The sequence below is a fragment of the Cellulosimicrobium sp. GQ32 genome, from assembly GCF_059758455.1.
This window is the reverse complement of the sequence record NZ_JCAXEP010000014.1, coordinates 1-22402: the sequence shown is the minus strand read 5'-3', so window position 1 is coordinate 22402 and position 22402 is coordinate 1. Positions and strand designations below refer to the sequence as shown.

The window sequence follows — 22402 nt, the reverse complement described above, 5'->3', positions numbered from 1 at the left end:
GCGTTGCCGCGTCAGGAGCGGCTCAGCCGCACGCGAGCGCGTCGAACGCGACGTCGCCCGCGAACGCGCGGCCCTCGCCGCTCGCGGCCACGTGCGCGCTGCCCGCGGCGACCTGCGTCGAGCGCACGGCGAACGACTGGTACGCCGACGCGCCGGGCTGCACGGCCGCGACCGTGCGCTCGCCGTACGGCGTGCTCAGCGTGACGTCGACCGGCACGGTGTCGGCGTTGGTCGCGCGGACCGCGACGTACGCCGTGCCCGCCATGCACTGGCTGCGCGCCGTCGTCGAGACGACGAGGCCGTCCGGGGCGGGTGCCGTCGTGAACGTGGTGACCGGCGAGACCGCCGTGCCCCCGCCCGCGCTCGTCGCGGTGACGACCCACGCGTGCAGCGCGCCCGCCTCGAGGCCGTCCCAGGTGACGGTCGCGACCTCGCCCGAGGGCACGGTCGTGCTCCCGACCACGTCGGCCGGGGCGTAGAGCGACACGGCGTCCGTCACGAGGGTGGTCGTGCGGGTCGTGAGGTCGACCGGGACCGTGAAGTCGTCCTCGAGCCCGTTGTAGCGCCGGCGGTCGTCGTACTCGGTGGCCCCGAAGTTCTCGAGCCACGGCGAGTACGTGTCGACGACGAGCTCGGAGCGGTCGACGTCGAACTGGAGCAGGCGCAGGTAGCTCGACCCGAGCCGCAGGCCCTGGTCGGGCGCGTAGCCGCCGATCTCGGTGAGACCGGCCTCCTCCGCGGTCACCTCGTAGAACTGGTAGTCCGCGAGGAGCTCGACGACGCCGTTGCCGGGCGTGCCGACGTCGCGCTTCACGTTGATCCCCACGCCGTGCTCGTGGCCGGAGAGCACGAGGAAGACGTTCGCGTTCGGCTCGACGACCTTCGTGTACAGCAGTCGCCCGTCCGGGGTGGAGAACGGCGCCCCGCGGCCGTCGGGGTTGGTGCTCGGAGCCAGGTAGTCGTGCGCGAGCAGGATCGCGTTGCGGTCGGCGAACTGCTCCAGCACGCCGTCGGCCCAGGCGGCCTCCTCGTCGGTCACGCCGTAGGAGAGGTACACGGCGACGAAGTCCAGGCCGCCGGCCGTGAACAGGTCGTAGTGGTTCTGGTTGTCGCCCTCGCGCCACGGGCCGCCGTAGGACGCGTCCTGCCACCCGTCCGACAGCGCCTCGTACCGGTCCGGGCCGTAGTACGCGTTGTAGAGCGCGCCGGGGCCGTTGTCGGCGCCGGTGAGGTTGTCGTGGTTGCCCGCCAGGACACCGTTGGGGATGCCCGCGTCGTCGAGCAGACGCTGCGCGGACGACGAGAACTCGTACTCGCCGCGGACCTGGGCCGCCATCGCGTCGTCCGCCGGCGTACGGGTGTAGTTCTCGATGATGTCGCCCGTGTGCGCGACGTACTCGATGCCGCGCTCGTCGGCGTTGTCGACGACCCACCGCACGAGGTCGGTGTAGGTCTTCGCCCAGACAGCACGCTCCTCGGCGGTCTCCTGCTCGACGGCCCCCTCGGACAGGTACTGCGTGTCCGTGAAGTGCACCATCGAGAAGTCGTAGGCCTCGCGGTCGGCGAACGACGTCGGCTCCTCGGTGCCGACGCCGTCGTCGATGTCGTCGGCGAACGGGTCGGTGCCCGTGACGAGGACGTGCACCGTCCCCTGTGTCGCGTGCCGCGCGGACAGCGTGGCCGTCAGGCTCGTCGGCCCCTCGACGGCGCCGCGTGCGGAGGCCAGCGCCTCCCAGGCCGCACCGTCCCAGACGTGGAGCGTCGCGAGGCGCTGCGGGTCGATGACCCCGTCCCACCGGACGGTCTGCCCGGCCACGTCCCCCTCGGCCGGGATCTCGAAGCGCTGGAACGCGACGTCTGCGGCGGGCGCCGCGTCGAGCGTCGCGCCGTCGCCCGGGACGAGCGCGTCGACGTCGGCCGGGCTCTCGCCCTCGACGTGCAGCACGTCGGTGGGCACCGCGGCGGTCTCGCCCTGCGCCGCGACCACGGGCGAGCGCACGTCGGCGCGCGCGAACGTCGCCGTGACGTCGCCGCCGCCGGGGGCGCGCACGCGCGCCCCGAGCTCGACGGAGCCCTCGACCCCGGTCGTCCCGGTCGCGGGAGCGAGGTCGGTCGGGACGTCGGGGACCCCGCGGCTCGTGAAGCCGATCTCGTGCGTGCTCGCGTTGCCGAGCACGTCCGTCGCCGTCACGACGAGGGTGTGCGCCCCGGGCTCGAGGCCCGGGCCGACGAGCGCGCCCACCTCGACGGCCTCGCCGTCGAGCGTGACGGACGGGCCGTCGAGCACGCCCGACGCGTCCGTGAGCTCGACCGCGAGGCTGGTCGCCGTGGCGAGCTCGGCCCCGGCGGCGGGCGTGCTCGACGCGACGGCAGGACCCGTGTTGTCGGTCGTGACCGTGCGGCGGGCCGTGGCACCCGCCGCGGTCGAGGAGGTCAGGACGTGCTCGCCGTCGGCGAGGGCCGCGGTGTCGAGGTCGGCGCGCAGGCCGGGCGCGGGGGCGTCGGCGGCGGGGGCGACGTCGAACGTGAGGACGGCCTCGCGCGGCTTGGTCGTGCTCGAGCCGCAGTCGCCGTCGCCGAGCGAGTACGACGACGCGACGTCGACCGGGGTCGCGGTGCCGTGGCTCGGCACGAGGCCGATGCCCGAGATCGCGAAGTCGTCCCGGTTGTCGCCGCACGCGGTCGGGTAGGTGCCCGTGACGAACCGGACGGTGTTGCGCCCGGCGGCCAGGTACGCGTTGGGCACGTCGATGCGCACGGTCTCGCTCACGTAGTCCCGGTCGACGAGGTCGATGCGCTGGCCGTTGACGAGCAGGTGGTTGGCGTAGCGGGCCTCGATCGAGTTCGAGCCCACCGTGAAGGCGAACTGCGACGAGCCGGCACCGAGGGTCGCGGTGGTGGTGAGCGGCGCGCCGTCGACCTCGATCCCCGTCGGGGCGTCGCCCCCGGCGGGCGGGGTCGCGAGGACGGTCCGCGCACCGTTGAGGAGCTCGCCGTCCGCCGGGGTCAGGGCCGGTGCGCCGGGCGCGGAGTTGTTCACGGTCACGCCGCTCGTCGCGGTCTGGCCCGACGCGGTCGTGGCCGTGAGGGTGTGCGCGCCGTTCTCGAGCGTCGTCGTGTCGAGCTCCGCCGCGAGCCCGGTCGTCGCGGCCGGGTCCTGGGCGACCGTGAACGCCAGGTCGGCCGTCAGGACGCGGGACGTGTTCGTCCCGCACGAGCCGTCGCCGAACTGGTAGGTGAAACGGTTGCCGGAGCCGTCGGCGACCTCGCCGAGCAGCTCGAGCGAGACCTCGGTGACGTCGAAGTCGTCGTAGTTCGAGCCGCACGACGTGGGGACGGCGCCCACGACGAACCGCACCGCGTTCTCCCCCTGGACGAGCAGGTCGTTCGGCACGTCGAGCGCCACGCGCTCGGAGACCATGTCGCGGTCGAGGTCGAGGCGCGTGCCGTTGACGAGCACGTGGCTGCCGTAGCGCTTCTCGATCGAGTTGCTGCCCACGTCGAACAGGAGGCGCGACGTGGCGGGGGTCGCCGTGGCGCCCGCGACCGGCTGGCCGTCGACGGCCAGCTCGCGCACCGGGTCGCCGGCCAGGACGGGCTGCGCCGTGACGGTCACCGTGCCGTCCAGGTAGGTCCCCGGAGTGGGATGGAGCACCGGCGTCCCGCTCGGCTCCTCGGCCGCCGCGGCGGCGCGCTGCGTGGGCGCGCGGTCGGCGGCCACGGCAGCCGTCACGGGGAGCGCGGTCCCCACGGCGAGGCTCGCGCCGACCACGGCGGCGAGCCCTCGGCGTCTTCTCCGGGTGCGGGGCGTGTGCACGGGCGTGCGCATCGGTGTGTCCTTTCGTCGTCGACAGGCGAGGGCACGACCGGTCCGACGTCCGCGGCGGGCGCACCCGTACCGGACCATTCCGGGCACGGGTGAACTCTCGGGCGAGACGGGACGAACGCGGTCCGAACGACGGGAGACGGTCCGGTGCCCGACACGGTGACGGGGCGGACGACAGGACACCCGGCGGAGGCGCGCGACGCCGGCGGCACGGGCACGGCGGGTCCGGGACGACGAAGGCCGCCCACCCGGAGGGTGGACGGCCTGGTCAGGAAGGGTGCGCCATCAGGGACTCGAACCCCGAACCCGCTGATTAAGAGTCAGCTGCTCTGCCAATTGAGCTAATGGCGCGTGAGAGGGAACACTACCAGCGGCCGCGGGTCGTCCTGCACGAGGACTTCCGCTCCCGCCGCCGCCCCGGTCCCTCGACCGGCACGGCTCAGGCCGCCCGCCATGCGGACGGCCCGATCGGTGGTGGTGCGCCATCAGGGACTCGAACCCCGAACCCGCTGATTAAGAGTCAGCTGCTCTGCCAATTGAGCTAATGGCGCGCGAGAGAAAACACTAGCAGCCGGGGGCGCGCCGGGAAAATCCGTTCCGCCCGCTCCCGTGTGACGTCGGCGACAGCGCCCGGCTCCCCGTCCGACGAAGGCGCGGGACGGCTAGAGGTACAGACCGGTCGGGCCGTCCTCCTCGAGCTCCTGGGAGACGGCGTGCACGTCGCGCTCGCGCAGCAGCACGAGGTCCCGCCCCCCGAGCTCGACCTCCGCGCGGTCGTCCGGGTCGAACAGGACGCGGTCGCCCACCGCCACCTGGCGCACGTGCTCACCAGCGGCGACGACGACGGCCCACGCCAGGCGCTTGGGGCCGACCGCCGTCGCGGGGATGACGAGGCCCGTCGAGCTCTGGCGCTCGCTCGCGTCGACCTCCGGGTCGACGAGCAGCCGGTCGTGCAGCATCCGGATCGGCAGGTCACGGGCCGCGGACGGGCGGGTCGAGGACGCGGAGGGGGCGGACGTCGTCTTGCTCACAGCGACAACGCTACCCGTGCCACGACACCTCACCTACGCTCGAACCCACACCCTGGCCGGACCGAAGGAGATCCATGTCCACGCGCCTCACCGTCGGCGACACCGCTCCCGACTTCACCCTGCCCGCCGCCGACGGCAGCACCGTCACGCTCTCCGACCTGCGCGGCAAGCACGTCGTCGTCTACTTCTACCCGGCCGCCGGCACCCCCGGCTGCACGACCGAGGCGTGCGACTTCCGCGACAGCCTCGCCTCGCTCCAGGGCGCGGGCTACTCGGTCGTCGGCGTCTCCCCCGACCCCGTGGACAAGATCGCCGCGTTCGTCGAGGCCGAGCACCTCACGTTCCCGCTCGTCTCCGACGTCGACAAGACGGTCCTCGAGGCCTACGGCGCGTGGGGCGAGAAGAAGCTCTACGGCAAGACGGTCGTGGGCGTCATCCGCTCGACGGTCGTCGTCGACCCGGAGGGGAAGGTCGAGCTCGCCCAGTACAACGTCAAGGCGACGGGCCACGTGGCCAAGCTGCGCCGCGACCTGGGCATCGACCCGAAGTAGTCGCCGCAGCGAGCGCTGCGTCCTCGCCCGAGCGCTGCGTCCCCGGACGCATCGCCCGACCGGGGACGCAGCGCTCGCGCCGTAGACTGACCACCGCGCGCGAGTGGCGTAACTGGCAGCCGCGCCAGGTTTAGGTCCTGGTGTCCTCGGACGTGCGGGTTCGAGTCCCGCCTCGCGCACCGACCAGCGCACCGGAGCTTTCACCCGGCCTGCAACTGGACGCCCGTCCAGTTGGACGGCTAACCTGGGGTCAGAGTCGGTGTCCGCACCATTGCCCCCTGCCGGTGCGGGCACCGGCTTCTTCCGTCGAGGCGCATCCTGCGCGCGCACGACGGCCTCTGACCGAGACGCGAACGGCCCGGCACCCTCGAGGTGCCGGGCCGTTCGCGTGCGTGGAGGCGGGTCAGGCGTCCTGCGCCGGGGTACCGTCGTTCGCCGCGGCGATCTGGCGACGCACGTCGTCCATGTCGAGGCCCTTGACGGCGTCCACGACCTGCTTGAGCGCGGGAGCGGGGAGCGCGCCCGGCTGGGAGAAGACGAGGATGCCCTCGCGGAAGGCCATGAGCGTCGGGATCGACGTGATGTTCGCGGCGGCGGCGAGACCGCGCTCGGCCTCGGTGTCGATCTTGCCGTGCACCACGTCCGGGTTCTCCTCCGACGACGCCTCGAACACGGGGGCGAACATCTTGCACGGTCCGCACCAGTCGGCCCAGAAGTCGACGAGGACGATGTCGTTCTCCGTGATCGTCTGCTCGAAGGTGGACTCGGTGAGCGTCTGCGTGGCCATGGATGATCCTCCTGGGACGGTGGGGGTGTCTGCCTCGTAGAGCAACGATCCTGCCCCACGTATTCCCCGCACCCAGCGGACGCGGCGCACACCCGCACCGCCCCGCGCCCGACCAGCCTCTACGCTGCCCCTGTGACGAATGCCGCCTCCTCTCCTCGGCTCTCGCGCGCGACGATCGCCGGCTACGCCGCCGGCTCGGTCGGTACCGGGGGCTTCGGCACCCTGCCCGGCCTCGTGCTGCTCGTGTACCTGACCGACGCGCTCGCGGTCCCCGCCGCCGTCGCGGGGCTCATCGTCACGGGGGCGAAGGTCTGGGACGTCGTCATCGACCCGTTCATCGGGTACGGCTCCGACCGCGACCTGGCCCGCACCGGCTCGCGCCGGCGCTTCATGACGATCGGCGCCCTCACGCTGCCCGTCTTCTTCGCGCTGACCTTCGCCGTCCCCGCCGCGGCCGGGCCGACCGCCGCGGCGGTCTGGGTGCTCGTCGCCTTCCTCCTCGCCGCGACGTCGTTCTCTCTCTTCCAGGTCCCCTACATCGCCCTGCCGGCCGAGCTCGACCCCACCTACGACGGCCGCACGCGGCTGCTCGCGTGGCGCGTCGCGGCGCTCGCGTTCGCCATCCTGCTGTTCGGTGCCGGCGGGCCCGCGCTGCGCGGGGGCGGCGAGTCGACCTCGGGCTACCTCGTCATGGGCGTCGTGTCCGGCGTGGTCATCGGCGCGGGCATGCTCGTCGCGACCCGCGTCGCTCCCCGGACCGGCCGCTCCGGCGCCACGGGCGGCTCGACGCCGGTCGCGGGCACGACGCCGCTCGCCCCTGCCGCATCGACGTCCGCCTCGCGCGCGTGGACCCTCGCGGTCCGCGACGCGTTCGACGCGCTGCGCCGCTCACGGCCGTTCCGCACGCTGCTCGCCGCGTTCTTCCTCCAGGCGGTCGCCACCGGCCTCATGCTCGCCGGGGCGGCGTACGTCGCCCGCTACGTGCTGCACGACGAGGCCGCGGTGAGCTACCTCTTCGCCGCGCTCATCGCCCCCGCCCTGCTCTGCATGCCGCTGTGGACCCGGCTCGCGCGCCGCGACGGGAAGGAGCGCGGCTTCGTCGTGGCCACGGTGCTCTTCGCCGTCGCCGCGCTCGGGATGATCCCGCTCCTGTGGGCGCCCGGCGCCTGGGTCTACGTCCCGACGGCGCTCGCCGGGATCGCCTACGCCGGCATGCAGGCGCTCCCGCTCGCCATGCTCCCGGACGTCATCGCCCACGACGCGCGCACGCACGGCGAGGGTCGCGGCGGGGCGTTCAGCGGCGTCTGGACGGCGGGCGAGACCACCGGCATGGCGCTGGGCGCCGCGGTGCTCTCGCTCGTCCTCGGGGTCACGGGCTATGTGTCGACGCGCGCCGGCGAGGCCGTCGCGCAGCCGGACGCCGCCGTCGACGGCATCGCCCTGGCGTTCTCGGCCGTCCCCGCGGTCCTCGTGCTGGTGAGCCTCCTACCGCTCGTACGGTACGGTCTGCGCAAGGGGGACATCGACGACACTGCACGGGAGCTGCCGCGTGACCACGCCCCCACCGACCGAGCCCGCGACTGACCCGTCCTCGGCGCGCCCCGGCGGGGCGCCGACGGGCGAGGTCCCCCTGCGCACGGACGGGATCCTCGACCGGCTGGCCGCGCTCCGCGCCGCCGACGCCCCCACGCACGGGGGCCGCGTCCTGTCCTACGTCTACGACCCGGGCCTCGCCGAGCTCGACGAGCTTGCCGCCGCGGCCGCCCGCGCCGTCCAGCCCGTCAACGGCCTGGACCCGACGACCTTCACGTCGGTCGCCGTCATGGAGTCCGAGCTCGTCGCCTTCGCCCGGAGCATGCTCCGCGGTCCCGCGACAGGACCGGACGCCGTCACGGGCTCGGTGACCTCCGGCGGGACGGAGAGCTGCCTCCTCGCGGTGAAGATCGCCCGCGACGCCGCGCGCGCGGCCCGGCCCGGCGTGCGCCCCCGCGTCGTCGCGCCGGTGAGCGTGCACGCCGCGTTCCGCAAGGCCGCGCAGTACCTCGACGTCGACCTCACGCTCGTCCCGGTCGACCCCGCGACCGGGACCCTCGTGGCCACCGACCTCGTCGCGGAGCTCGACGACGACGTCGCGCTGGTCGTCGTGTCCGCGCCGTCGTACCCGCACGGCGTCGTCGACCCGGTCGCGGACGTCGCGGCCGCAGCCGCCGCGCGCGGCGTGCCGGTGCACGTGGACGCGTGCGTCGGCGGGTGGGTCCTGCCGTTCTGGGAGCGCGCGGGCGGCGAGCAGGTGCCGGCCTTCGACTTCTCCGTGCCCGGCGTGACGAGCATCTCCGCCGACGTGCACAAGTACGGCTACGCGCCGAAGGGCACGTCGGTCCTGCTCGTCCGCGGCCGCGACCGCCAGCGCCGCCAGTTCTTCGCGACGACGGGCTGGCCGGGCTACCCGGTGGTCAACCCGACGACGTCCGGCTCGCGCTCGGCGGCCCCGCTCGCGGCGGCGTGGGCCGTGAGCCAGGCCCTCGGCACGCCCGGGTACACGGCACTCACCGCGCGCTGCGTGCGCGCGACCCGGGCCCTGCGGGCGGCGATCGACGGGATCGACGGGCTGCGCGTCGTCGGCCGTCCGACCGGTCCCCTGGTCGCGGTGGCGTGCGACGAGACGGTGCCGCTCGCGCGGCAGGTCGACCCGCACCAGTGGGCCGACGCCGTCCGGTCGCTCGGGTGGGTCCTCCAGCCTCAGCCGGGTCTCGCGCAGGACGACGGGACCCACCTGCCGCACACGACCCACCTGACGGTCACCCCGGTGACGGAGGCGGGCCTCGACGACCTCGTCGCGGCGCTGGTGCAGGGTGCCGACGTGGTGCGCGGCGAGCCGCGCCCCGACGTGAGCGCCGTCCTCGGCGCCCTTGCCGGTGCCTTCTCCGCCGCGCCGGGCGACGCCCCCGCGGAGCCCCCCGCGGACGCCGTCTGGGAGGCGCTGCTCGCTGCGCTCGCCGCGGACGGCGGGGAGCGCCGCGGCACGAGCCGCTCCGTCCTGCCCGACCGGCTCGCGCCGCTCATGGCGGTCATGGAGGTGCTGCCGGCGCCCGTCGCGGAGCGCGCCCTCGTCGAGATCGTCGCGCGGGTCGCCGAGCCGCCCACCGAGACCGCCGCGCCGTGAGCGGACTCGCCCCGTCGCACCGCACGGGGTAGAACAGTCGCGTGACCGACACCGCCGACTTCACGCCCGACGACTTCTCCCACGAGAACCCGCGCCCCGCCGGCTGGCTCACCCCGGAGGAGATCGCGGTGGCGCGCGCCCAGCTCCCGCTCGTCTACGTCGACGCCGTCCCCGTGCGGGTCGACGACTCGGGCGACGTGGTCGCCGTCGGGCTCCTGCTGCGCGTGACGCCCGAGGGCATGATGACGCGCGCCCTCGTCTCGGGCCGCGTCATGTTCCACGAGCGCATCCGCGACGCCCTGCTGCGGCACATCGAGAAGGACCTCGGCCCGGTCGCGCTGCCTCAGGTCCCGGCGTCGCCGCAGCCGTTCACGGTCGCCGAGTACTTCCCCACGCCCGGCATCACCTCGTACCACGACCCTCGCCAGCACGCGGTCTCGCTCGCCTACGTCGTGCCCGTGACGGGCGACTGCCGACCGCAGCAGAACGCCCTCGAGCTCGCGTGGCTCACGCCCGAGCAGGCGTGCAGCGACGAGGTCCAGCTCGAGATGCGCGGCGGCCAGGGGGTGCTGCTGCGCCAGGCGATGGCATACGTGGGCCGCCTCCCGTGACCGGTGCACCGCGCGTCCCGGCGGCCGGACGCCGGGTCGCCGTCGCGCGGGTGCTGCACGCGCTCGTGGCGCTCGCCGCGCTCACGGGCGTCGTCATGGAGCTGGTCATCGCGCTCGTCGACGGACCCGGCACCGCACCGAGCCAGGCCGAGCGCCTCGTGCGCCTCTTCTCCTACTTCACGATCCAGTCGAACCTGCTCGTCGGGGCCGTCTCGCTTCTCCTCGCGGTGCGGCCCGAGCGCGACGACCCGGTGTTCCGCGTCGCCCACCTCGACGCGCTGTTGTGCATCGCCGTCACCGGGATCGTCTACAACACCGTGCTCCGCGGCCTCGCCGAGCTGAGCGCCGCGGGCCAGGTCTCGAACCTGCTCCTGCACCTGCTCTCGCCCGTGCTCGCGATCGCCGCGTGGCTCCTCGTGGGGCCGCGGCCGCGGACGGCCTCCGCGACGGTGTGGTGGTCGGTCGCCTATCCCCTCGCGTGGATCGCGTACACGTTCGTCCGGGGCGCGGCCGTCGGCTGGTACCCGTACCCGTTCCTCGACGTGGGCGAGCTCGGCCTGGGCAGGGCGCTGGTCAACACGGCGGTCGTCGCTGCCGTCTTCCTCGCGCTGGCGTGGCTCGTGCGCCTCGTCGACGGGCGGCTGCGGCCCGCTCCCTGACGCCTCGTCGGCCGGGCACCGACGACGCAGGACCAACGGCCCCCACCCCCGGTCCGCTCGACCCTGGGCCGGGCGCGCCCCCACCCGGACGCTGGAGGGAGGGGACCCGTCCGCTCCGGACGGGCGGACGACGAAGGGGCGCGCCATGGATGCCGCAGTGGTCTACGAGTCGATGTACGGGAACAGCGAGCGGGTCGCGCAGGCCGTCGCCGAGGGGCTGAGCGAGACGGTCCGCGTCATGGTGGTCGACGTGACCGACCCGGCCGCGAGCCCTGACGCGCTCCGGCACATGGGCCTCGTCGTGGCCGGCGGCCCGACCCACGCGTTCGGCATGACCCGGCCCGCGACCCGCGCGGAGGCCGTGCAGCGCGCGAGCGGCGACGTGTCCGACCGCGCGACGGGCCTGCGCGAGTGGGTCGAGTCCGTCCCGCGCCAGGACGAGACGCGCCTGGCCGCGACGTTCGACACGCGCGTCACCAAGGTCAAGCCGCTGCCGGGATCGGCCGCGCGCGGCGCGGCCAAGGTGCTCCGCCGGGCCGGCTTCCGCCTGGTCACGCCCCCGGCGTCGTTCTACGTCGGAGACGTCGAGGGGCCGCTCGACGACGGCGAGCTGGACCGCGCACGGGCGTGGGGCCGCGCGCTGGGCAGGCTCCTCGTCCCGGCGGGCAGCCCGGTCGAGGGCCGCTGAGGGAGCGGCCCGCCAGGTCGGCGCGGACCGCGCCGGGTCAGCCCGCGAGCTCGAGCCGCGGCCAGTCCTCGAGGTCCTCGCGCATGCGCCGGTCGTGCGTCGCGACGACCACGGCCGCGGGCGTGACCCGCAGCGCCTGCGTGAGCTCGTCGACGAGGTCGATCGAGAGGTGGTTGGTCGGCTCGTCGAGGATCAGCACGTGCGGCGCGGCCAGGAGCGCCCGGGCGAGGTCGAACCGGCGCCGCTGACCCGCTGACAGCTCGCGCAGCGGGCGTTCCAGGTCCTCCTCGGTGAGCAGGCCGAGGAACGCCACGGGGACGAGGTGGTCCGGGTCCAGCCGGTTCGCGTCGAGGAGCTCGAGAGCCTCGCGCGCGTACTCGTCGAACCCGGTGCGGTCCTCGGCGTCCGGCGGCAGGGCCGGACCCTCCTGCGCCACGACGCCCAGGCGCGCGCCGTCGACGACCGACCGCGTGCCGCGGTCCAGGGGTACGAGGCCCGCGAGCGCCGCGAGGAACGTCGACTTCCCGCTGCCGTTCGGCCCGGTCACGAGGAGCCGCCCGCTGGGCGGGAGCGCGACCCGGGTCCCGGGCAGGTCGAGACGCGCGCCGCCGTCGGGCCCGACGCGCGGGCTGCGCAGCTCCAGCACGGGGTCGCCCGGGTCCCACCCGGGCGACATCGCGGGGAGCTCGGGGAAGACGAGCTGGAGCGGCGGCACCGGGACCTCGACGGCCTCCGCCTCGAGCTGCTGGAGGCGCCGGTCCGCGGCCTTGACGTGGATCCGGGCGCGCGTCGCGCGGCGGTGCTTCTGGCTGCCCTTGGGCGGCCTCCACTCGTCGGAGAGCCCCTCGTAGGACGCGTCGAGCACCGCTGCGAGCTTCTCCGCACGCTTCTGCTCCGCCCGGAAGCGCTGCCGCCAGCGGTGCAGCGCCTGGTTCTTCGCGAACCGGTAGGAGAGGTAGCCCGGCTGCCCGTAGAGCACCGGCTTCCCGTCCATGGCGGGGTCGAGGTCGAGGATCTCGGTCGCGACGTCGTCGAGGAGCTGGCGGTCGTGCGTGACCATGACCACACCCCCGCGCCACGCGACGAGCTCGCCCGTGAGGAAGTCGATCCCGCCCGCGTCGAGGTGGTTGGTCGGCTCGTCGAGGAGCAGCAGGTCGGCGCGCTCCGCCAGCCGGCACGCGAGCCGCACGCGGTAGCGCTCGCCGACGGACAGCGTCGCGAGCTCCCGGTCCCGGTCGCGGCACGCGCCGAGGCGGGACAACGCGACGTCGACGCGGCGGTCGGCGTCCCACGCCGCGAGGTGCTCGGCCCGCGCGAGGATCTCCGTGAGCTCGGCGAGGTCCCCGGCCTCGTGGTCGAAGTCGCGGGCGGCCGCCTCGAGCTCCGCGGCGACAGCCCGCAGCCCACTGAGGGTCGTGGCGACGAGCGTCCCGACCGTCTGGCCCGGCTCGATCGCGAGCTCCTGCTCGACGAGCGCGAGCGACCCCGCGCGACGCACCTCCCCGCGGCTGGGGACCAGGTCGCCCGAGAGCACGTGCAGGAGCGTCGACTTGCCCGTGCCGTTCTCCCCCACGACGCCCAGCCGCGTCCCTCCGGCGACGCGCAGGCTCACGCCCTCGAGGACGGGACGTCCGGGGTAGGCGAAGGCGAGGTCGTCGGCGGCGAGATGCACGGGGACCACCCTAGGTGCCGACCTGGCCTCCGCGAGATCGACCCCTGCGTCGCGAGATCGGCATCCTGAGGGTCGACCTCGGCCGTACGGGTCGATCCCACCGGCGGGGTACGGTCGTGAGCATGACCGACCTCGCGCCCACCGGAGCGGCCCCGCGTCGCCCCGGGCTCGTCCTGCTCGCCGCGCTCGCCGACGTCGCGTGCGTCCTGGCGCTCGCGAGCGGTGGCCTCGCGACGCACGCCGCGGACGAGGGCATGGCCCGGCTGCTCGTCGTCGCCTGGCCGTTCGCGGCGGGCGCCGCGCTGGGCTGGCTCGTCACGCGCGCGTGGCGCCGCCCGTGGGCCCTGTGGCCGGCGGGAGTGGTCGTCTGGGGCTGCGCCTGGGCGCTCGGCGTCCTCCTGCGCGTGCTCACCGGCCAGGGCGTCGCCCCGGCGTTCCAGCTCGTGTCCTTCGGGTTCCTCGCGGTCACGATGCTGGGCTGGCGCGGCGTGGTCGCGCTCGTCGGAGTGCTCCGGCCGGGCGACCGGCGCCGCCGCGCGCGCGACCTCGCCGGCGGCCCGCTACCGCGCTGACAGGGCGGCGACGACGTCCGGGGCGAGGGCGCGGAACGCCTTGCCGCGGTGGCTGATGGCATTCTTCTCCGCCGGGCTCAGCTCCGCCGCGGACCGGGCGCCGTCCGCGACACCGCCCGGCTGCTCGTCCGGCAGCAGGATCGGGTCGTAGCCGAACCCGTTCTCCCCACGCGGTGCGGTGAGCAGCGTCCCGCGCATCTCGCCTGTCCGCACCACCTCGGTGCCGTCCGGCGTGACGAGCGCCGCCGCGCACACGAAACCGGCCGCGCGGTGCTCGGCACGCACGTCGCCGAGCTGCGCGAGCAGGAGCTCGAGGTTCGCGACGTCGTCGCCGTGCCGCCCCGCCCAGCGCGCCGAGAAGATCCCGGGTGCGCCGCCCAGCACGTCGACGGCGAGACCGGAGTCGTCCGCGACGGCCGGCAGCCCGGTGGCCGCGACGAGGGCGCGCGCCTTGATGAGCGCGTTCTCCGCGAACGTCACGCCGTCCTCGACGGGCTCGGGCGCTCCGACGTCGCCAGCCCCGACGATCGCCTCGGGCGCGAGCTCGAGCCCCGGGTGCGCGTCGAGCTCGGCGGCCAGGATGGCGCGCAGCTCGGCGATCTTGCCCGGGTTGTGCGTCGCGAGGACGAGGCGTGCGCCGGCGGGAACGACGACGGCCGTCGCCTCGGTCGGGCCGCTCACCGCGCGTCCGTCGCGAGCGCCGCGCGCTGGATCGCGGTGAGGTCGGCGGTGCCCGCGACGGCGAGGTCGAGCAGCGCGTCGAGCTCGGCGCGGTCGAACGGTGCGTGCTCCGCGGTGCCCTGCACCTCGACGAACGTCCCGGAGCCCGTGACGACGACGTTCATGTCCGTCTCGGCGCGGACGTCCTCGACGTAGGGAAGGTCGAGCATGGGCGTGCCGTCGATGATGCCGACGCTCACGGCGGCGACGGAGTCGGTCAGCACGGGCTTGCCGCCCTTGATGTGGCCGTGCCGCTGGCCCCACGCGACGGCGTCGGCGAGCGCGACGTAGGCCCCCGTGATCGCGGCAGTACGCGTGCCGCCGTCGGCCTGGAGGACGTCGCAGTCGAGCACGATCGTGTTCTCGCCGAGCGCCGAGACGTCGATGATCGCGCGCAGGGACCGGCCGATGAGGCGCGAGATCTCGTGCGTGCGACCGCCGATCTTGCCCTTGACCGACTCGCGCTGGCTGCGCTCGTTCGTCGCGCGCGGGAGCATCGCGTACTCGGCGGTGACCCAGCCCTCGCCCGACCCCTTGCGCCAGCGCGGCACGCCCTCCGTGAACGACGCCGCGCACAGCACGCGCGTGCGGCCGAACTCGACGAGCACGCTGCCCTCGGCCTGGTCGAGCCAGTGGCGGGTGATGGTCACGGGGCGGAGCTGGTCGGGCGTGCGGCCGTCGGCGCGCACGACCGCGGAAGAGGCGGGGGTGGTCATGCGGCCACCTTACCGACCCCCCGTCAGCCGCTGAGTGCAGGCACGAGTCGCGCCGACGGGCCTGCGGCGCGACTGTTTCCCGCACTCACGGTCAGAGGTCGAAGACTCCGCCGGTCGTCGCGACGTCGACCGGCCCGGCGTACGTCTCGCGGGCCTCCGCGCGCGACCGCTCGGGGTCGTTCCACGCGGGGAGGTGCGTCAGCACCAGGCGGTGCGCGCCGGCCGCCGTCGCGACCTCGCCCGCCCGGCGCCCCGTCAGGTGGATGCCGCGCTCGACGCCGTCGTCGCGGCCCTCGTGGAACGCGGCCTCCGACAGCAGCAGGTCGGCGTCCCGCGCGAGCTCGACGACGCCGTCGCACGCGTCGGTGTCGCCCGTGTACGCGAGCACGGCCCGCTCGCCCGGCCGTCGCGACGACGGCCCCGTGACGCGCACGCCGTACGCCTCGACGGGGTGGAACACGCGGAACGGCTCCAGCGTGAGCGGCCCGACCAGCACGGGCGCGCCCGGCTCCCAGACCCGCACGTCGAGCTCCTCGCTCATCCCGTCGCCGGGCTCTGCTCCGTACGCGGCCTCGATGCGCGCCGCCGTCCCCGACGGACCCAGCACCGCGAGGCGGCTCGGCACCCCGGTCCGGGTCGAGCCGCGCTCGGGGTGGTAGCGCAGGTAGACGTACAGCCCGCAGACGTCGACGAAGTGGTCGGGGTGCAGGTGCGACAGCGCGACGGCGTCGAGGTCGAGCGGGTCCACGAACCGCTGGAGCGCGCCCAGCGACCCGTTGCCCAGGTCGAGCACGACGTTCCAGTCGCGCGCCTCGAACCCCGCGGCCGCAGCCTCGGCCGCCGGGACCTGGACGAGGTACGACGACGCGGACGACTCGGGCCCCGCGAACGACCCCGAGCACCCGACCGTGACGAGGCGCATCAGGCGGCCTCGACGCTGAGCACCTCGGGGCCGAGGAAGCGGCGCGCCAGGTGCTCGAACGGCTCCGCGCTCCCCGTCGCGAGGAAGCGGTGCTGCGGCGGCCCCGCGTCGCGCGAGCGCTCCAGGTCGTGCGCGACGAGCGTGCGGTAGACGTCCTTGGCCGTCTCCTCCGCGCTCGACACGAGCGTGACCTCCTCGCCCATGACGTAGGAGATCGCGCCCGTCAGCAGGGGGTAGTGCGTGCACCCGAGCACGAGCGTGTCGACGCCCGCGGCCTTGACCGGGTCGAGGTACTCGTGCGCCACGCGCAGGACCTCGGGGCCGGAGGTGATGCCCTGCTCGATGAGGGGCACGAACGCCGGGCACGCCTGCGACGTCACCTCGATGCCCGGAGCGACCGCGAACGCGTCCTCGTAGGCGCGCGAGTCCACCGTCGCCTTGGTCCCGATCACGCCGATGCGCCCGGAGCGCGTCGCGAGCACCGCGCGGCGCGCGGCCGGCAGGATCACCTCGACGACCGGGATGCCGCGGCGCACCGTGTACCGCTCGCGCGCGTCGGGAAGCGCGACCGCCGTCGCCGAGTTGCACGCGATGACGAGCATCTTCACGCCGTCGTCGACGAGCTGGTCCATCACCGCGAGCGCCATCGCGCGCACGGCGGCGAGCGGCTTGGGGCCGTACGGGCTGTTCGCCGTGTCCCCGAGGTAGAGCAGGGACTCGTTCGGAAGCTGGTCGAGGATCGAACGGGCGACGGTCAGGCCGCCCACGCCCGAGTCGAAGATCCCGATGGGAGCGTCGTTCACCCGCCCGAGCCTACTGGCGCGCCCGCGCGCGGGGCGTACCGAACCGCGGCTCCCGCCTGTGGCAGCGCACACAGGGCGGTCGCTCCTGCGGCCAGACGCGCGGGACGACCCTCAGGGTCGACCGTCGCGCCCCGCCCGCAGGTCGGCGAGCATGCCGTCCACGAGCGACTCCTGGAGCAGTCCCGTGAGCAGGAACACGCTCACGAGGAAGCGGCGCGGCGCGCCGCCCACCTCGCCGTCCTCCGGCCCGTCGTCGCCCTCACGGTCCAGCTCGTCGTACAGGCCCTCGACCTGCTCGTCGGTCCGCAGCCCGAGCCGTTCCGCCAGCACCAGGCGCACGTCCGTCAGCGCCCCCGCGACGTCCTCGGCCTCGTCGCGGGCGACGGCGAACGGGGCTGCCTCGGCGGGCTCCGCGTCCACGAGCAGGCGCGCCAGCCGCACCAGCCGCGCGACCTTGCGCGCGGCCAGGTCGTCCTGCGTGAACCGCCGGAACTCGGTCGCCACCTCGACGTCGTCCGACGCGTCCGGGAGCAGCCGCCGCACCGCCGGGTCCGGCGGCGGCGTGGCGTCCGTCGCGTGCCCGCCGGGCACCGGGCCCGTCCAGCCGGGAGGTGACCACGCGTCGTCGGGCCCGGACGGCCCAGGCTCCCCCGGCGCTCGTCCCGGCACGCCCTCCTGGAGCATCTGCGCGACGTCGCCCGCGAGCTGGGCCAGCACAATCCGCTCCGACGGCTCGAGCTCCGCGACGTACCCGTGCGCCTCGGCGCGGAACGGCCTCACTGCTCGCCGTCCTTCTGGAGCGTCGCCCACAGCCCGAACGAGTGCATCGCCTGCACGTCCACCTCCATGCGCTCGCGGTCGCCCGTCGACACGACGGCGCGACCCTCCTGGTGCACCTGGAGCATGAGCTCGTGGGCGCGCTCCGCGGCGTACCCGAAGTAGGACTCGAACACGTACGCGACGTAGCTCATGAGATTGACCGGGTCGTTCCACACGAGGGTGACCCACGGGCTGTCGGGGAGGACGGTCTCGTCGACCCTGGTCGCCTCCTCGGGCACGGTCACGGACGCCCGCGCACCGACGGCGGGGGTGAAGATCGTCTGGGGGCTCACGTCACCACTGTATTCGTGGGCCTGTCGGCACCCGTCGTGCCCGTCGCTGCCCTACCGTATTCCGCATGAGCCTCGCCGATCCGGGCAGCGTCGCCCTCTCCCCGACCGACAGCGCTGCCTCGCCAGGGCAGGCCGGCCCGGTCCCGCAGCGCCCGCCGTACCAGCCGGTCGCGTCGACCGCGCTCCTCACCGACCGCTACGAGCTGACGATGCTCCAGGCCGCGCTCGCGGACGGCACCGCCGACCGCCACTGCCTGTTCGAGGTCTTCACGCGCCGCCTGCACTCCGGGCGCCGGTACGGGGTCCTCGCGGGGACGGGACGCGTCCTCGAGGCGCTGTCGTCGTTCCGGTTCGGCGCCGAGGAGCTCGACTGGCTCCACGCGCAGTCCGTCGTCGACGACCGCACCCTCGAGTTCCTCGCCGGCTACCGGTTCACCGGGACGATCACCGGGTACGCCGAGGGCGAGGTCTTCTTCCCGCACTCCCCCGTGATGACGGTCGAGGGCACGTTCGCCGAGGCGGTCCTCCTCGAGACCCTCGTGCTGTCGATCCTCAACTACGACTCCGCCGTCGCGTCGGCCGCTTCCCGCATGACGAGCGCAGCCGTCGAGCGTCCGTGCCTCGAGATGGGTGCGCGGCGCGCGCACGAGCAGGCCGCCGTCGCCGCGGCGCGCGCCGCCGTGGTCGGCGGGTTCGCCGGGACGTCGAACCTCGAGGCGGGACGCCGCTACGGGCTCACGACCATCGGCACCGCCGCGCACGCCTTCACGCTCCTGCACGACGACGAGGAGTCCGCCTTCGCGTCGCAGGTCGCCTCGCTCGGGCCCGAGACCACGCTCCTCGTCGACACCTACGACGTGCGCAAGGGCGTCCAGAACGCGGTGCGCGCCGCCGGCGGACGGCTCGGCGCCGTGCGACTCGACTCGGGCGACCTCGGAGTCCTCGCCGTCGAGGTGCGCCGCCAGCTCGACTCCCTCGGCGCGCACGACACGAAGATCACCGTGACGTCCGACCTCGACGAGTACGCCATCGCGTCGCTCGCCGCCGCCCCTGTCGACTCCTACGGCGTCGGCACGTCGCTCGTGACCGGCTCCGGCGCACCGACGTGCGGCATGGTATACAAGCTCGTCGCCCGAGCCGACTCCACCGGCGTGCTCCAGCCCGTCGCCAAGGCGTCCACGGCCAAGACCAGCACCGGCGGGCGCAAGGTCGCCGCGCGCCGGTACGACGTCGACGGGCGCGCGGTCGAGGAGGTCGTCGTCACCGGAGCCGACCTCCCCGTCCAGGAGTGGGAGCCCGACGACGGCGACCTGCGCCCGCTCCAGGTCCCGCTCGTCGTCGACGGCGCGGTCGACTCACGCTGGGTCGGGTCCTACGGCGTCCAGAACGCCGCGCACCGCCACCGCGAGGCCCGCGCCGAGCTGCCCCGCGGCGCCCGTCGCCTCTCCGCAGGCGACCCCGCCATCCCGACGGTCGTGCACACGCTCCCCTGACGCGCGAGGCCGACGCTCCCCGAACCCGAAGCCTGGCCCCTCGCACGACCACATCTGCACGTCCCGCGATCCGACGAGAGCGGCCGGCCAGGCGTGCGTCGGGGTCGTTGTCCCGCGCGGCGCGCACGGGACAGCGCGACGTCTACCGCTTGCCGACGAACCAGCCACGGACGGTCGCGACGCGAGCATCGAGCTGTTCGACCGTCGCGAGCGGTACCTCAGGGCCCCCGCAGCGGCGACGCAGCTCGGTGTGCACCGAGCCGTGCGGCTGCCCGCTGCGGCGGGACCACGCGGAGACGAGCTGCTGGAGCTCCTTGCGGAGCTCGGCCGCCCGACGGTGGTCCATCTCGGCCCGCTCGCGCTCCGCGGAGTGCGTGCTCTTCGAGCGCGCGCTGAGCTGGTCGGCCTGGCGCTGACGCAGCAGCGTGGTGACCTGGTCCGCGTCGAGGAGGCCCGGCAGGCCGAGGAAGTCGAGCTCCTCGTCCGACCCCACGTCCGCGCCCGTGCCGAACTCGCCGCCGTCGAACAGCACGCGGTCGAACGACGCCTGCGCCTCGAGCGCCTCGAACGAGCCCTGGACGAGCTCGCCCGACGCCTTGTCCTCGCGGTTCGCCTCCGCCAGCAGCGCGTCCTCGGGGTTGAAGCCCTCGCCCTGCTCCTCCGCCGTGAGCGGGCGGTCGAGCGCGTGGTCGCGCTCGATCTCGAGCCCGTTCGCCAGCTCGAGCAGGTGGGGCACGCTCGGCAGGAACACCGACGCCGTCTCACCGCGCTTGCGCGCCCGCACGAACCGACCGACCGCCTGCGCGAAGAACAGCGGGGTCGCCGTCGAGGTCGCATACACGCCCACGGCGAGGCGCGGGACGTCCACGCCCTCCGACACCATGCGCACGGCGACCATCCACCGGCCGTCGCCGTCGGAGAACTCCTCGATGCGGCTGCTCGCCCCGTCGTCGTCCGACAGCACCACGGTCGGAGACTTCCCGGTGATCCGAGCGAGGTGGCCCGCGTAGGCGCGCGCGTCGGTCTGGTCGGTGGCGATGACCAGTCCCCCGGCGTCGGGGATCGCGCGCCGCACCTCGGTCAGCCGCTTGTCCGCCGCCGCGAGGACCGACGGGATCCACTCGCCGTTCGGGTCGAGCGCGGTGCGCCACGCCTGGCCGGTCATGTCCTTGGTGAGCGCCTCGCCGAGGCGCGCGCTCACCTCGTCGCCAGCCTTCGTCCGCCACCGCATGTTCCCCGAGTACGACAGGAACAGCACCGGCCGGACGACGTGGTCACGCAGAGCGTCGCCGTAGCCGTACGTGTAGTCCGCACGCGAGCGGCGGATGCCGTCGGGGCCACGCTCGTACTCGACGAACGGGATCGCCGCGGTGTCGGAACGGAAGGGCGTCCCCGTCAGGGCGAGCCGCCGCGTCGCGTCCTCGAACGCCTCGCGCACGGCGTCGCCCCACGACAGCGCGTCGCCGCCGTGGTGCACCTCGTCGAGGATGACGAGCGTGCGGTCGGCGGTCGTCCGTGCCGCGTGCAGTGCCGGCTTGGCGGCGATCTGCGCGTAGGTCAGCGCGACACCGTCGTAGTGGGCGCCGTGCCGGCCCTGGCTGTTGCGGAAGTTGGGGTCGATCCGGATGCCGACGCGCGCGGCGGCGTCGGCCCACTGGTGCTTGAGGTGCTCGGTCGGCGCGACGACCGTCACCCGCCGCACCACGCCCTGCTCCAGGAGCTCGGTCGCGACACGCAGCGCGAACGTCGTCTTTCCTGCGCCGGGGGTCGCGACGGCGAGGAAGTCGCGCGGCGCACGCGTCCGGTAGAGCTCGAGAGCCTCCGCCTGCCACGCGCGCAGCTTCGACGCCGAGCCCCACGGGGCACGGCGCGGGAAGGCGGGCGAGAGGTGTGACGCCGCCGCGGACGAGGGGCTCTGCGGCGCGGGCGGGGTGGTCCTGCTACGGGTGTCGGGGACGGAGTGACCGGTGGACGTCGTGTGGTGCTCCCCGCTCACTTGCCGGAGTCACCCTCGCCGTCCTGCGGGTCTCGCAGTCCCTCGTAGATCTCCTTGCACGTGGGGCACACGGGGAACTTGTTCGGGTCGCGACCGGGCACCCAGACCTTGCCGCACAGCGCGATCACCGGCTTGCCGGAGAGCGCGGACTCCATGATCTTCTCCTTGCGCACGTAGTGCGCGAAGCGCTCGTGGTCGCCCGGCTCGGTCTGTTCGCGCGTCTCCTCGCGCTCGAGCACCCCTGTCGACGTGCCGGTCGTCGGCTCGGTCGCAGGGTTCCGGAACGGGTCCTCAGGACCCCCGGGGGGCGTGCTCGCTCGGAGTTCGATCATGATCCGAAGTCTACGGCGTGGAGGCGACAGTCGAGCCTGGACGCCCCGCGACCGCGGTCCACCGCGAGTCCTCCCGGTCCCCGGGACCGGAGACCGGCAACCTTGCGCCTGGCGACCGGCTGCCGAGGGTGAGTCCGTGGGGCGGGCTCCCCGCCCCACGGACGGCAGCCTCAGGCGGCGCAGCCCACCGAAGCGCTGCCGGTCACCGTGTGCCACTCGAGGATGCTCTGGCGCCCCGTGTAGACCCGGTACTGCGTGCCCACCTTGGTGCTCGTGTAGACCTGCCCGCCCTGGGGCGGGTACACCCTGACCTTGAACGGTGCCGCGGACGTGAAGTACACCGTCCGCCCGGACGGGCAGGACACGCCACCGTTGGCGTAGGCCGCGCCCACCGGGGCGACCGCGAGGCCGAGGACGAGACCTGCACCGAGCATGAGCCCGGCGAGCTTCTTCTTCATGGATAGACCCCCAATCGGACGGCACCCGCGTTGGTGCCACCTGAGACCCTGGCAGGTTCTCGACCACAAGGCAAGACATTGTCAGCAGATCTTACAGATCCGGCGTCCGCCACTCTCCCGAACGGTCGCTACGGACGACGAAGCCCGCCGGAGCTGCGGTCCAGGGGCGTGGACCGCAGCGCCGGCGGGCGGCTGCGCCTCGCGGGCGACGGCCCGCGAGAGTTCGTCGACAGATCGGCTACAGGCCCTGCCAGTCGGGCTTGGACGCGTACGTCTGGCGGTAGTAGTCA

The 22402-nt window shown here is 74.4% G+C and carries 21 protein-coding genes and 3 tRNA genes; 9 read left to right on the top strand and 15 right to left on the bottom strand.

Annotation, left to right across the window (positions count from 1 at the left end):
* Nucleotides 1-22: 22 nt before the first annotated feature.
* The 4 genes from AC6CH9_RS18490 to AC6CH9_RS18475 form a co-directional block, all read right to left on the bottom strand.
* The gene (locus AC6CH9_RS18490) at nucleotides 23-3829 is read right to left on the bottom strand and encodes a metallophosphoesterase (RefSeq protein ID WP_498156206.1); all 3807 of its coding nucleotides are present in this window, start codon (nucleotides 3827-3829) and stop codon (nucleotides 23-25) included.
* A gap of 275 nt (nucleotides 3830-4104) precedes the next feature.
* Nucleotides 4105-4177: transfer RNA gene (locus AC6CH9_RS18485), tRNA-Lys, on the bottom strand.
* 124 nt (nucleotides 4178-4301) lie between these two features.
* Nucleotides 4302-4377 (bottom strand) — tRNA-Lys (locus AC6CH9_RS18480).
* Between the two features lie 111 nt (nucleotides 4378-4488).
* Nucleotides 4489-4785: a GroES family chaperonin gene (locus AC6CH9_RS18475; protein WP_498156268.1), complete on the bottom strand. Its 297-nt coding sequence runs from the start codon at nucleotides 4783-4785 to the stop codon at nucleotides 4489-4491.
* Between the two features lie 146 nt (nucleotides 4786-4931).
* Between AC6CH9_RS18475 and bcp the strand changes: the two genes are divergently transcribed.
* The gene (bcp, locus tag AC6CH9_RS18470; protein ID WP_498156205.1) at nucleotides 4932-5408 is read left to right on the top strand and encodes a thioredoxin-dependent thiol peroxidase; all 477 of its coding nucleotides are present in this window, start codon (nucleotides 4932-4934) and stop codon (nucleotides 5406-5408) included.
* A 97-nt stretch (nucleotides 5409-5505) separates the two neighbouring features.
* A tRNA-Leu gene (locus tag AC6CH9_RS18465) sits at nucleotides 5506-5587 on the top strand.
* Between the two features lie 224 nt (nucleotides 5588-5811).
* On the opposite strand, the gene trxA is transcribed toward AC6CH9_RS18465, so the two are convergent.
* Nucleotides 5812-6195: a thioredoxin gene (trxA, locus tag AC6CH9_RS18460; RefSeq protein ID WP_253051165.1), complete on the bottom strand. Its 384-nt coding sequence runs from the start codon at nucleotides 6193-6195 to the stop codon at nucleotides 5812-5814.
* A gap of 132 nt (nucleotides 6196-6327) precedes the next feature.
* Here trxA and AC6CH9_RS18455 point away from each other — a divergent pair, with 132 nt between their 5' ends.
* From AC6CH9_RS18455 to AC6CH9_RS18435, 5 genes are all read left to right on the top strand, one after another.
* The gene (locus AC6CH9_RS18455; protein WP_498156204.1) at nucleotides 6328-7779 is read left to right on the top strand and encodes an MFS transporter; all 1452 of its coding nucleotides are present in this window, start codon (nucleotides 6328-6330) and stop codon (nucleotides 7777-7779) included.
* Complete coding sequence (locus AC6CH9_RS18450) at nucleotides 7745-9358, top strand: pyridoxal phosphate-dependent decarboxylase family protein (protein ID WP_498156203.1); 1614 nt, start codon at nucleotides 7745-7747, stop codon at nucleotides 9356-9358. The genes AC6CH9_RS18455 and AC6CH9_RS18450 overlap by 35 nt, the downstream gene beginning before the upstream one ends.
* A 41-nt stretch (nucleotides 9359-9399) precedes the next feature.
* Nucleotides 9400-9969: an NUDIX hydrolase family protein gene (locus AC6CH9_RS18445; RefSeq protein ID WP_498156202.1), complete on the top strand. Its 570-nt coding sequence runs from the start codon at nucleotides 9400-9402 to the stop codon at nucleotides 9967-9969.
* On the top strand, nucleotides 9966-10628 hold the full coding sequence (locus tag AC6CH9_RS18440; RefSeq protein ID WP_498156201.1) for a Pr6Pr family membrane protein: 663 nt from the start codon (nucleotides 9966-9968) through the stop codon (nucleotides 10626-10628). The genes AC6CH9_RS18445 and AC6CH9_RS18440 overlap by 4 nt, the downstream gene beginning before the upstream one ends.
* A 145-nt stretch (nucleotides 10629-10773) precedes the next feature.
* Nucleotides 10774-11316: a flavodoxin domain-containing protein gene (locus AC6CH9_RS18435; protein ID WP_498156200.1), complete on the top strand. Its 543-nt coding sequence runs from the start codon at nucleotides 10774-10776 to the stop codon at nucleotides 11314-11316.
* A 37-nt stretch (nucleotides 11317-11353) separates the two neighbouring features.
* On the opposite strand, the gene AC6CH9_RS18430 is transcribed toward AC6CH9_RS18435, so the two are convergent.
* Nucleotides 11354-12988, bottom strand: coding sequence for an ABC-F family ATP-binding cassette domain-containing protein (locus AC6CH9_RS18430; RefSeq protein WP_498156199.1), 1635 nt, complete (start codon nucleotides 12986-12988; stop codon nucleotides 11354-11356).
* A 122-nt stretch (nucleotides 12989-13110) separates the two neighbouring features.
* Here AC6CH9_RS18430 and AC6CH9_RS18425 point away from each other — a divergent pair, with 122 nt between their 5' ends.
* Nucleotides 13111-13560 carry a DUF3054 domain-containing protein gene (locus AC6CH9_RS18425; RefSeq protein WP_498156198.1) on the top strand — a complete coding sequence of 150 codons (450 nt, stop codon included), beginning with the start codon at nucleotides 13111-13113 and terminating at the stop codon, nucleotides 13558-13560.
* Here AC6CH9_RS18425 and rdgB read toward each other — a convergent pair.
* The 6 genes from rdgB to clpS all read right to left on the bottom strand — a co-directional run bounded on the left by rdgB (nucleotide 13549) and on the right by clpS (nucleotide 17785).
* Entirely contained in the window at nucleotides 13549-14241 is a 693-nt protein-coding gene (gene rdgB / locus AC6CH9_RS18420; protein ID WP_498156197.1) for an RdgB/HAM1 family non-canonical purine NTP pyrophosphatase, read from the bottom strand. The genes AC6CH9_RS18425 and rdgB overlap by 12 nt on opposite strands.
* Entirely contained in the window at nucleotides 14238-14996 is a 759-nt protein-coding gene (gene rph / locus AC6CH9_RS18415; RefSeq protein ID WP_141388741.1) for a ribonuclease PH, read from the bottom strand. Before rph ends, rdgB begins: the two co-directional genes overlap by 4 nt.
* A 91-nt stretch (nucleotides 14997-15087) precedes the next feature.
* Nucleotides 15088-15918 carry an MBL fold metallo-hydrolase gene (locus AC6CH9_RS18410; RefSeq protein ID WP_498156196.1) on the bottom strand — a complete coding sequence of 277 codons (831 nt, stop codon included), beginning with the start codon at nucleotides 15916-15918 and terminating at the stop codon, nucleotides 15088-15090.
* Complete coding sequence (murI, locus tag AC6CH9_RS18405) at nucleotides 15918-16721, bottom strand: glutamate racemase (RefSeq protein ID WP_498156195.1); 804 nt, start codon at nucleotides 16719-16721, stop codon at nucleotides 15918-15920. The genes AC6CH9_RS18410 and murI overlap by 1 nt, the downstream gene beginning before the upstream one ends.
* Before the next feature lie 111 nt (nucleotides 16722-16832).
* Nucleotides 16833-17501, bottom strand: a complete 669-nt coding sequence (locus AC6CH9_RS18400) for a DUF2017 family protein (RefSeq protein WP_498156194.1) — start codon at nucleotides 17499-17501, stop codon at nucleotides 16833-16835.
* The gene (gene clpS, locus AC6CH9_RS18395; protein ID WP_047233255.1) at nucleotides 17498-17785 is read right to left on the bottom strand and encodes an ATP-dependent Clp protease adapter ClpS; all 288 of its coding nucleotides are present in this window, start codon (nucleotides 17783-17785) and stop codon (nucleotides 17498-17500) included. The genes AC6CH9_RS18400 and clpS overlap by 4 nt, the downstream gene beginning before the upstream one ends.
* 113 nt (nucleotides 17786-17898) lie before the next feature.
* Here clpS and AC6CH9_RS18390 point away from each other — a divergent pair, with 113 nt between their 5' ends.
* Nucleotides 17899-19326, top strand: coding sequence for a nicotinate phosphoribosyltransferase (locus tag AC6CH9_RS18390; protein ID WP_498156193.1), 1428 nt, complete (start codon nucleotides 17899-17901; stop codon nucleotides 19324-19326).
* Between the two features lie 142 nt (nucleotides 19327-19468).
* On the opposite strand, the gene AC6CH9_RS18385 is transcribed toward AC6CH9_RS18390, so the two are convergent.
* The 3 genes from AC6CH9_RS18385 to AC6CH9_RS18375 all read right to left on the bottom strand — a co-directional run bounded on the left by AC6CH9_RS18385 (nucleotide 19469) and on the right by AC6CH9_RS18375 (nucleotide 22112).
* Nucleotides 19469-21322, bottom strand: a complete 1854-nt coding sequence (locus AC6CH9_RS18385) for a DEAD/DEAH box helicase (RefSeq protein WP_498156192.1) — start codon at nucleotides 21320-21322, stop codon at nucleotides 19469-19471.
* On the bottom strand, nucleotides 21319-21654 hold the full coding sequence (locus AC6CH9_RS18380; RefSeq protein WP_141388733.1) for a DUF3039 domain-containing protein: 336 nt from the start codon (nucleotides 21652-21654) through the stop codon (nucleotides 21319-21321). Before AC6CH9_RS18380 ends, AC6CH9_RS18385 begins: the two co-directional genes overlap by 4 nt.
* 170 nt (nucleotides 21655-21824) lie before the next feature.
* Nucleotides 21825-22112: a hypothetical protein gene (locus AC6CH9_RS18375; protein ID WP_498156191.1), complete on the bottom strand. Its 288-nt coding sequence runs from the start codon at nucleotides 22110-22112 to the stop codon at nucleotides 21825-21827.
* Nucleotides 22113-22402 lie beyond the last annotated feature (290 nt).

What these genes read in the sequence shown, in the direction of transcription:
- AC6CH9_RS18410 (WP_498156196.1), bottom strand. Translation starts at nt 15,918, where the DNA reads ATGCGCCTCGTCACGGTCGGGTGCTCGGGGTCGTTCGCGGGGCCCGAG.
- AC6CH9_RS18375 (WP_498156191.1), bottom strand. Translation starts at nt 22,112, where the DNA reads ATGAAGAAGAAGCTCGCCGGGCTCATGCTCGGTGCAGGTCTCGTCCTC.
- AC6CH9_RS18425 (WP_498156198.1), top strand. Translation starts at nt 13,111, where the DNA reads ATGACCGACCTCGCGCCCACCGGAGCGGCCCCGCGTCGCCCCGGGCTC.
- AC6CH9_RS18435 (WP_498156200.1), top strand. Translation starts at nt 10,774, where the DNA reads ATGGATGCCGCAGTGGTCTACGAGTCGATGTACGGGAACAGCGAGCGG.
- rph (WP_141388741.1), bottom strand. Translation starts at nt 14,996, where the DNA reads ATGACCACCCCCGCCTCTTCCGCGGTCGTGCGCGCCGACGGCCGCACG.
- AC6CH9_RS18475 (WP_498156268.1), bottom strand. Translation starts at nt 4,785, where the DNA reads ATGCTGCACGACCGGCTGCTCGTCGACCCGGAGGTCGACGCGAGCGAG.
- bcp (WP_498156205.1), top strand. Translation starts at nt 4,932, where the DNA reads ATGTCCACGCGCCTCACCGTCGGCGACACCGCTCCCGACTTCACCCTG.
- trxA (WP_253051165.1), bottom strand. Translation starts at nt 6,195, where the DNA reads ATGGCCACGCAGACGCTCACCGAGTCCACCTTCGAGCAGACGATCACG.
- AC6CH9_RS18380 (WP_141388733.1), bottom strand. Translation starts at nt 21,654, where the DNA reads ATGATCGAACTCCGAGCGAGCACGCCCCCCGGGGGTCCTGAGGACCCG.
- AC6CH9_RS18490 (WP_498156206.1), bottom strand. Translation starts at nt 3,829, where the DNA reads ATGCGCACGCCCGTGCACACGCCCCGCACCCGGAGAAGACGCCGAGGG.
- AC6CH9_RS18390 (WP_498156193.1), top strand. Translation starts at nt 17,899, where the DNA reads ATGAGCCTCGCCGATCCGGGCAGCGTCGCCCTCTCCCCGACCGACAGC.